At 73.5% G+C, this 6,809-nt stretch carries 8 protein-coding genes; 3 read left to right on the top strand and 5 right to left on the bottom strand.

Annotation, left to right across the window (positions count from 1 at the left end):
• Positions 1-229, top strand: a 229-nt coding sequence (locus AB8Z36_RS28635) for a serine hydrolase (protein ID WP_369216283.1), incomplete at its 5' end; no start/stop codon positions are given.
• Positions 230-472: 243 nt separating this feature from the next.
• On the opposite strand, the gene AB8Z36_RS28640 is transcribed toward AB8Z36_RS28635, so the two are convergent.
• Positions 473-931: a hypothetical protein gene (locus AB8Z36_RS28640; protein WP_369216284.1), complete on the bottom strand. Its 459-nt coding sequence runs from the start codon at positions 929-931 to the stop codon at positions 473-475.
• A gap of 118 nt (positions 932-1,049) precedes the next feature.
• On the opposite strand from AB8Z36_RS28640, the gene AB8Z36_RS28645 reads away from it, so the two are divergent.
• Positions 1,050-1,400 (top strand): PadR family transcriptional regulator, encoded by a 351-nt coding sequence (locus AB8Z36_RS28645; RefSeq protein WP_369216285.1) that lies wholly within the window; start codon positions 1,050-1,052, stop codon positions 1,398-1,400.
• Complete coding sequence (locus tag AB8Z36_RS28650) at positions 1,397-2,056, top strand: permease prefix domain 1-containing protein (protein WP_369216286.1); 660 nt, start codon at positions 1,397-1,399, stop codon at positions 2,054-2,056. Before AB8Z36_RS28645 ends, AB8Z36_RS28650 begins: the two co-directional genes overlap by 4 nt.
• Before the next feature lie 75 nt (positions 2,057-2,131).
• Here the strand turns inward: AB8Z36_RS28650 and AB8Z36_RS28655 are convergent, their stop codons facing one another.
• The 4 genes from AB8Z36_RS28655 to AB8Z36_RS28670 all read right to left on the bottom strand — a co-directional run.
• Positions 2,132-2,983, bottom strand: coding sequence for an EamA family transporter (locus AB8Z36_RS28655; protein WP_369216287.1), 852 nt, complete (start codon positions 2,981-2,983; stop codon positions 2,132-2,134).
• The gene (locus AB8Z36_RS28660; RefSeq protein WP_369216288.1) at positions 2,980-3,573 is read right to left on the bottom strand and encodes a YbaK/EbsC family protein; all 594 of its coding nucleotides are present in this window, start codon (positions 3,571-3,573) and stop codon (positions 2,980-2,982) included. Before AB8Z36_RS28660 ends, AB8Z36_RS28655 begins: the two co-directional genes overlap by 4 nt.
• Positions 3,574-3,703: 130 nt before the next feature.
• The gene (locus AB8Z36_RS28665) at positions 3,704-5,383 is read right to left on the bottom strand and encodes a penicillin-binding transpeptidase domain-containing protein (RefSeq protein WP_369216289.1); all 1,680 of its coding nucleotides are present in this window, start codon (positions 5,381-5,383) and stop codon (positions 3,704-3,706) included.
• 159 nt (positions 5,384-5,542) lie between these two features.
• Positions 5,543-6,809 (bottom strand): penicillin-binding transpeptidase domain-containing protein (locus tag AB8Z36_RS28670; RefSeq protein WP_369216290.1); only part of this gene is annotated, 1,267 nt, incomplete at its 5' end.

Consider the following 6,809-nt stretch of genomic DNA (forward strand, 5'->3'; position numbering starts at 1 on the left):
CCCCACCCGCTTCGGCCTCGGCTACATGCTGCACGGCGGCGCCTCCCCGTTCCTGGCCCCCGGCTCCTTCGGCCACCCCGGCAGCGGCGGCGCCCTCGGCTTCGCGGACCCGGAGTCGGGCCTCGCCTTCGGCTATGTCACGAACGGCATGGCGAAGGGCGTCACGGCCGATCCGAGGGCCCAGGCGCTGGTGCGGGCGCTGCGGACGGCGGTCGACCGGGGGCTCTGACCCTCCGCAGGACCAGAATCCCGCCGACGCCGGGTACGAGGGCGAGCCACCGGGCGGCGCGGCCCAGCGGCCAGGCGGTGGCGAGGGTGACGAGATAGGCGGTGCCGTGCAGCGGGCCGAGCGGCGCGGAGACGGCGGCCGCGTGCACGGTCGCCAGGTTCCCCAGGAGCAGGGCGAGCGAGGCGGCTTCGAGGGCGGCGGCGACGCGGAGCGTGCGCGGGGTCGTATCGCTTCTCACCTCGCTCACGCTCCGGTGGTGGAGCCGGGCCGGACGATCATCAGGACGGTGACGGTGGCCCAGAGGAGATTGAAGACGCCGGTGAGCATGGAGAGCCGGGCGGCGCGGGACCGGGCGCCTTCGGCACCGCTGCCCGCGTCCAGCAACCGCCGCTGACCGGGCAGGATGACCGCCGCGAGCAGTCCGGCGGCGAGGGCGGTCAGGAGCAGCGAGGCGATGAGCCAGGCGTCCCCGAGGACGCCGAGCCGGGCGGCGGTGGCGATCCCGAAGACGGGCACGGCGAGCCCGGCGAGCGCGTACCCCCGGCAGACGCGGTGGAGCAGCGCGGCGACCCCGGCGGCCCGCCCGCCTTCGCCGTCCAGCGCCTGGAGCGCGTACCGCGGAAACATCGAGGCGGCCACGGTGATGGACCCGACGGCGAGGATCGCCGCGAGGACGTGGACGGACAGCAGCAGTTTGGTCATGGGGCATCTCCGGGCGGGACGGACAGCGTGCGAGTACGGGGAACAACGGATTGCCTGCAAACATATTGGCTACCAATACATACACTGCCAACGCTTCACTTGTGTAGGCTGCCTACTCATGAAGGCGGATGCGGTACGAGGACACCTCGACGGACTGCTGCTGGCGGTGCTTGAGCCCGGCCCGCTGCACGGGTACGCGATCATCACGGCGGTGCAGCGGCGCAGCGGCGGCGCGCTTGAGCTGCGTACGGGCACGATCTACCCGGCGCTGAACCGCCTGGAGCGGCTCGGCCTGCTGAGCAGCAGCTGGGAGGCGGCGGCGGGGGAGCGGCGCCGCAGGGCGTACGAGCTGACCGACGCGGGGCGGGCGTCGCTGGCCGGGGAACGGGCGGCGTGGTCGGAGTTCACGGCGGCGATCGGCGCGGTCCTGAACCCCGGCGGCGGCACGCGGCCGGGCCTCGCCACATGAGCGCGGCGGTGCCCCGGGACCCCGTCGAGGAGCACGTGGCGAAGCTGAGGGCGACGCTGCTGGGCCCGCCGGGGGCCACGTCCCGTCTGCTGGCGGAGATGCGGGACGGCCTGGTGGACACGGCGGCGGCGTACGCGGAGTCGGGCGTACCGGAGACGGAGGCGGCGCGCCTCGCGGTGCGGGACTTCGGCACGGTCGAGGACCTGGCCCCGGCCTGTCAGCGGGAACTCACCATCGCCCAGGCGAGACACACGGCCCGGACGATCACGCTGATGGCGCCGTTCCTGCTGGCGTGCTGGTACCTGGCCCGCACGGGCGACCTGCTCTGGCAGCAACTGGCGGCGCACCTGGCCCTGTTCGCCACGCTGTCGGCCCTGCTGGCGGCGGCTGCCCTGGGGGCCACGGGCACCCTGGCCCGCCGCCTGCCCACCCCGCACCGCCTCCCGCTGACGGTCGCCCTGACCGGCACGACGGCGAGCGCGGCCATGGCGGTGGCCACCCTCTCCCTGGCCATCGCGACGGCCCTGGCCACGAACTGGCTCCTGCTGACAGCGGCGCTGGCCCTGGCGGCGGCGTCCCACGCGGTGGTGGCGACCTCGGCGAGGGCGTGCCGCCGCTGCGTGGGCCTGAGCCCGGGGCGACCGGCGGCGGGCTGACCCGGGGGATTACCGGGCGCGTCCTTGCGAGGGCTCACGCCCCGTCATGACCCGTACCGTTACGGCAGGCGGCGCCTACCCCGCGTGCAGCATCAGGCCGATGCCCGCCACCATCAGCCCCGCCGCCAGCAGTCTCGGTGCGCCGAAGCGTTCCTTGAAGAAGAGGGCTCCTATGGCGGCGCCGACGATGATCGAGGATTCGCGGAGGGCCGAGACCGGGGCCAGGTCCGCTCTGGTCTGGGCCCAGAGGACCAGGCCGTAGGCCGCCACCGAGAGGGCCGCGCCCAGGAGGCCCACCGTCGCGAACGGGCGGAGGCGTGGGATGAGGGAGCCGCGCCAGCGGTACGCCGCGTAGAGCGGGATGCCCACGCCCTCCAGGATCATCAGCCACGCGATGTAGCCGAGGGAGGAGCCGGAGGCGCGGACGCCCAGGCCGTCCACCACCGTGTAGCCCGCGATCGAGACGCCGGTGGCGAGGGCGGCGGTCAGGGCCGCCCAGTCGGGGCGGCGCCCCGAACCCCGTATGCCCCACAGGGCGAGCCCCGTCAGGCCCGCGCACGAGACCGCCACGCCCGCCGCCTGCCAGCCGTCCGGGACCTCGCCCGCGAAGAGGGCCGCGAGGACCGTGACGACCAGCGGCGCCGTGCCGCGCGCGATGGGATACGCCTGGCCGAAGTCGCCCAGCTTGAAGCTGCGCATCAGCAGGGCGTAGTACGCGAGGTGCAGGGCCGCCGAGAAGAGAAGGTACGGCCAGGCCGCCGCCGCGGGGAACGGCACGAACGGGGACATCAGCGCGCCGATCAGCAGGCCGCCGCCCGAGATCAGCGTGAAGCCGACCAACTTGTCCGTGATGTGGTGGGCTATCGCGTTCCAGCACGCGTGCGTGACGGCGGCCAGCAGGACCGCCGACGCGACGAGGGGGGTCACTCGGACGTCTCGCGCACGTCCACCAGCGTGGCGCCCGCCCGGGCGATCAGCGTCTCGGGGTCCGTCGGGAAGACCGAGTACGGGGTGCCCGCCGCCGCCCAGATCTCCTCGTGCGCCAGGAGCGAGCGGTCGGCGAGGACCCGGGTCCTGTTCGCGTGGCCGAAGGGCGGGACGCCGCCGATCGTGTAGCCCGTCGTCTCCTTGACCACGTCCGCCCTGGCGCGGGTCACCTTCTCCGCGCCCAGTTCCGCACGGACGCGGTCGAGGTCGACCCGGGACGCGCCGTCCATCAGGACCAGGACCGGTACGCCGTCCGCAGCGAAGATCAGCGACTTGCAGATCTGGCTCAGCTCGCAGCCGATCGCCGCCGCCGCCTCCTGCGCGGTACGGGTCTGCTCGGGGAAGCGGCGGACCCGGCCGAGCAGCTCGGCCAGACCGAGATCGCGCAGGGCCGCGGCGAAACGGGGGTGCGCCGCGGAGGGGACCGGCGCCGCGGGCCCGGCGCCTCCGGTCGGTTCGGCGCCTTCGGCCGGTTCGGCGCCCTCGGCCGGTCCGGCGTCTCCGGTCGGTTCGGATGCAGTAGTGCTCATGGCCCCGCACGCTAGCGTTCCGTGTAGCGGGCACGCGACCTTGTATCCGTATAGCGGACAGGGGCGCCGGTCGTCGGCGGGGAGGTTACCGGGAGCCGTCGTCAGGCCCCCGGCCCGCGCAAGTCGACCCTCAGCCCCCCGCCAACAGCATCGCCCGCACCACGGGCCCCGCCGAGTCGCCGCCGTGGCCGCCCTGCTGGACGACCGCCGCCGCGGCCAGGTCACCCCGGTACGCCGTGAACCAGCCGTTGGGCTTCTTCTGGCCGTCCACCTCCGCGGAGCCGGTCTTGGCGCCCATGTCGGAACCGAGGCCCGACATCGGCTCCACCGCCGTGCCCGCCACCGCCGTGTGGTGCATCAGCTCCCGCAGGCCCGAGAGCGTGGCGCCCGACATCTTGCGCGGCGCCGTCGCCAGTTCGCGGTCGTCCACGTCCGGGGAGACCAGGTAGGGCTGCCTGAACGTGCCCGACTTCACCGTGGCCGACACCGACGCCATGTTCAGCGGGTTCATCCGCACCCCGCCCTGTCCGATCAGCGAGGCCGCCATCTGGGCGTCGCTCTGCACCGGCACCGCCCCGTCGAAGGACGACACCCCGATCGACCAGTCGTCGCGCCCGAGCCCGAAGACCTCCTGCGCCTGCCTGGTCAGGGAGTCGTTCTCCAGCTTCTTCGCCTGGCTGATGAAGGCGGTGTTGCAGGAGCGCGCGAAGCTGTCGCGGAACGTGCCGCCCTTGATGTCGAACTTGTCGTCGTTCTGGAACTTCCAGCCGCCGTACGTCGAGTACTTGGGGCACGGGTGCTTCTTGCCGACCCCGGCGAGCTTCTTCTCCAGGAGCATCGACGCGCTGACGACCTTCATCGTGGATCCGGGGGCGAGCGAGCCCTGGAAGGCCGTGTTGAAGCCGGTCGGCGTGGAGTTGGCGGCGGCCAGGATCTCGCCGGTGCTCGGCTTGAGCACCACCACCGACGCCCGCTGCCGCTTGGCCGTCTCGCGCTCCGCCGCCGCCTGGAGCGACGGGCTGAACGTCGTCTTCAGCGTGCCCGGGGTGCCGGGGGAGAGCGTCAGGAGCGTCTTGTCGGGCGTCGACTTCGCGTCGTCCTTCTTCGCCTTCGCCTCCGCCGACGCGTCCGCGGACTTCGCGGAGTCCGCGCGCACCACGCGCAGCTCGACGCCCGCCTTGCCGCCCGCCTCCTTGCCGAACTTCTCCCTGAGGCCGTCGAGGACGGTGCCGAGCGAGGGGTACTTCGCCGCCGTCAGCTCGCCGCCGTCCCGGTCCACGGCCTTGATCGGCGGATCGCCCGCCTCGCCCGTGACGAGCCGGTCGCCCTCCCTCAGTTCGGGGTGCACCACCGAGGGGCGCCAGCCCACCAGCGTCTTGCCGTCGCTCTTCCTGCGCACCACCGTCAGCTCGGACTCGTACGCGAAGGGCTTGCTCCTGCCCTTGTACGCGACGGTGGCCGAGGCCTTGAACGGCACATCGGCGCCCGCACGCCTGCCCGGCGTCAGGACCGTCTTCGTGAAGTGGCCGTCCTCGCGGAAGGAGGCCAGCGCCTTCCGGGCCGCCGCGCGGTCGTCCGTCAGCGCCGACGCCTTGGCCGTGTCGCCCTCGGCCCACGCGGCGAGGAACGCGCGCGCGGTCGTACGGACCTCCGCCGACGTGGGCGGGCCCGAGGCCACCTGCTTGCCGTCGACGGTCGAACCGTCCCCGTCCGCCGCGCCGGAGAGCGCGAACGCGGCGGCCCCCACCCCGCACACGACGACGGCCGCCGCCCCGCCGAGCACACCGGGGTGCACTCTGCCGTTCTTCATGCCGACGCCCGTGCGCTCACTGGCGCGCCTCCGCTTGCCCACAAATCCTCCGCCTGTTCCCCAGAGCCCCCAGCTCCTCAACCGGAGCCCACCTTAGAGCCGTCCGAGGAAGCCCTTGACCACTTTGTGTCCCGGCCGTACGGCCCGCGGGCGGACCCTTTACCCTGCCCGCAGTACGTCCGCGACGATCGGGCCCGCCGCGTCGCCGCCGTGGCCGCCCCGCTGCGTCATCGCCGCCGCGGCGACGTCACCCCGATAGCCGGTGAACCAGCTGTCGGAGACCTCCTGGCCGTCGACCTCCGCCGAGCCCGTCTTCGCGCCGGTGTCCCCGCCGAGCGAGGCCATGGCGCGGGCGCCGGTGCCCCGCACCGCCGTGCGGTGCATCATCGCCCTGAGCTGCGCCGCCGTTGACGCCTTCAGACCGTCGGCGGTCGCCAGTGCGCGGTCGTCGAGCGAGCGGGGCACGATCACCGGCTGGTGGAACGAGCCGGTCTTCACGGTCGCCGTCACCGACGCCATGGCCAGCGGGCTCATCTGCACCTGGCCCTGGCCGATGGCGTTGGCGGCGCGGTCCGGTCCCGGGGAGGCGGGCACCGAGCCCTCGAAGGACGGCAGACCGACCTTCCAGTCGCCCTTGCCCAGGCCGAAGCGGTTCTGCGCCTCCTCGGTGAGCGAGGAGTCGGTGAGCCCGTCCTCGTCGATCAGCTTCACGAACGCGGTGTTGCAGGAGCGCGCGAAGGCGTCCGCGAACGTGCCGGACTCGTCAGGGGCCATCCCGGTCAGATTGTGGAAGGTCTGGCTCTGCCAGGTCGCGGTGGCCGGACAGGGCGCGGTGGCGCCCGCCGAGGTGACGCCCTTGTCGATCAGCATCGCCGCGGTGAGGATCTTCATGGTCGAGCCGGGCATCACGTTGCCCTCGAACGCCGCGTTGAAGGCGTCCTCGCGGTGGTTGGCGACCGCGAGGACCTCGCCGGTGCTCGGCTGCACCGCCACCACGGACGACTCGTCATATCGCAGCACCGCCCGCTCGGCGGCCTTCTGGACGCCCGCGCTGAGCGTCGTGCGCAGCTTGCCCGGCTTGCCCTTGGAGAGCGTGAGCAGGGTGCGTGCGGCGCCCTCGGAGCCCTCGCGCCGTACGTAGAGCTCGGTGCCGGGGGTGCCGCCCGCCGTGTCCCCGTACCGCTTGCGCAGCTCGTCGAGGAGCGGGCCGAGCGAGGGATGGTCCTTGCGGCTCAGGGGCGTGCCCGCGCGGTCCACCGCCTGGATGGGCGGGGCGGGCGCCTCACCCGTGGCCAGGGAGTCGCCCGGCTCCAGGGAGGGGTGGACGACGGAGGGCCGCCAGTCGATGAGCGCGCGCCCCGTGGTCTTGCCGCGCACCACCGTGAACTCGGACTCGTAGGCGAGCGGCTTGCTGCTGCCCTTGTAC

Source organism: Streptomyces flavofungini, assembly GCF_041028215.1.
Taxonomy (GTDB): Bacteria; Actinomycetota; Actinomycetes; order Streptomycetales; family Streptomycetaceae; genus Streptomyces; species Streptomyces flavofungini_B.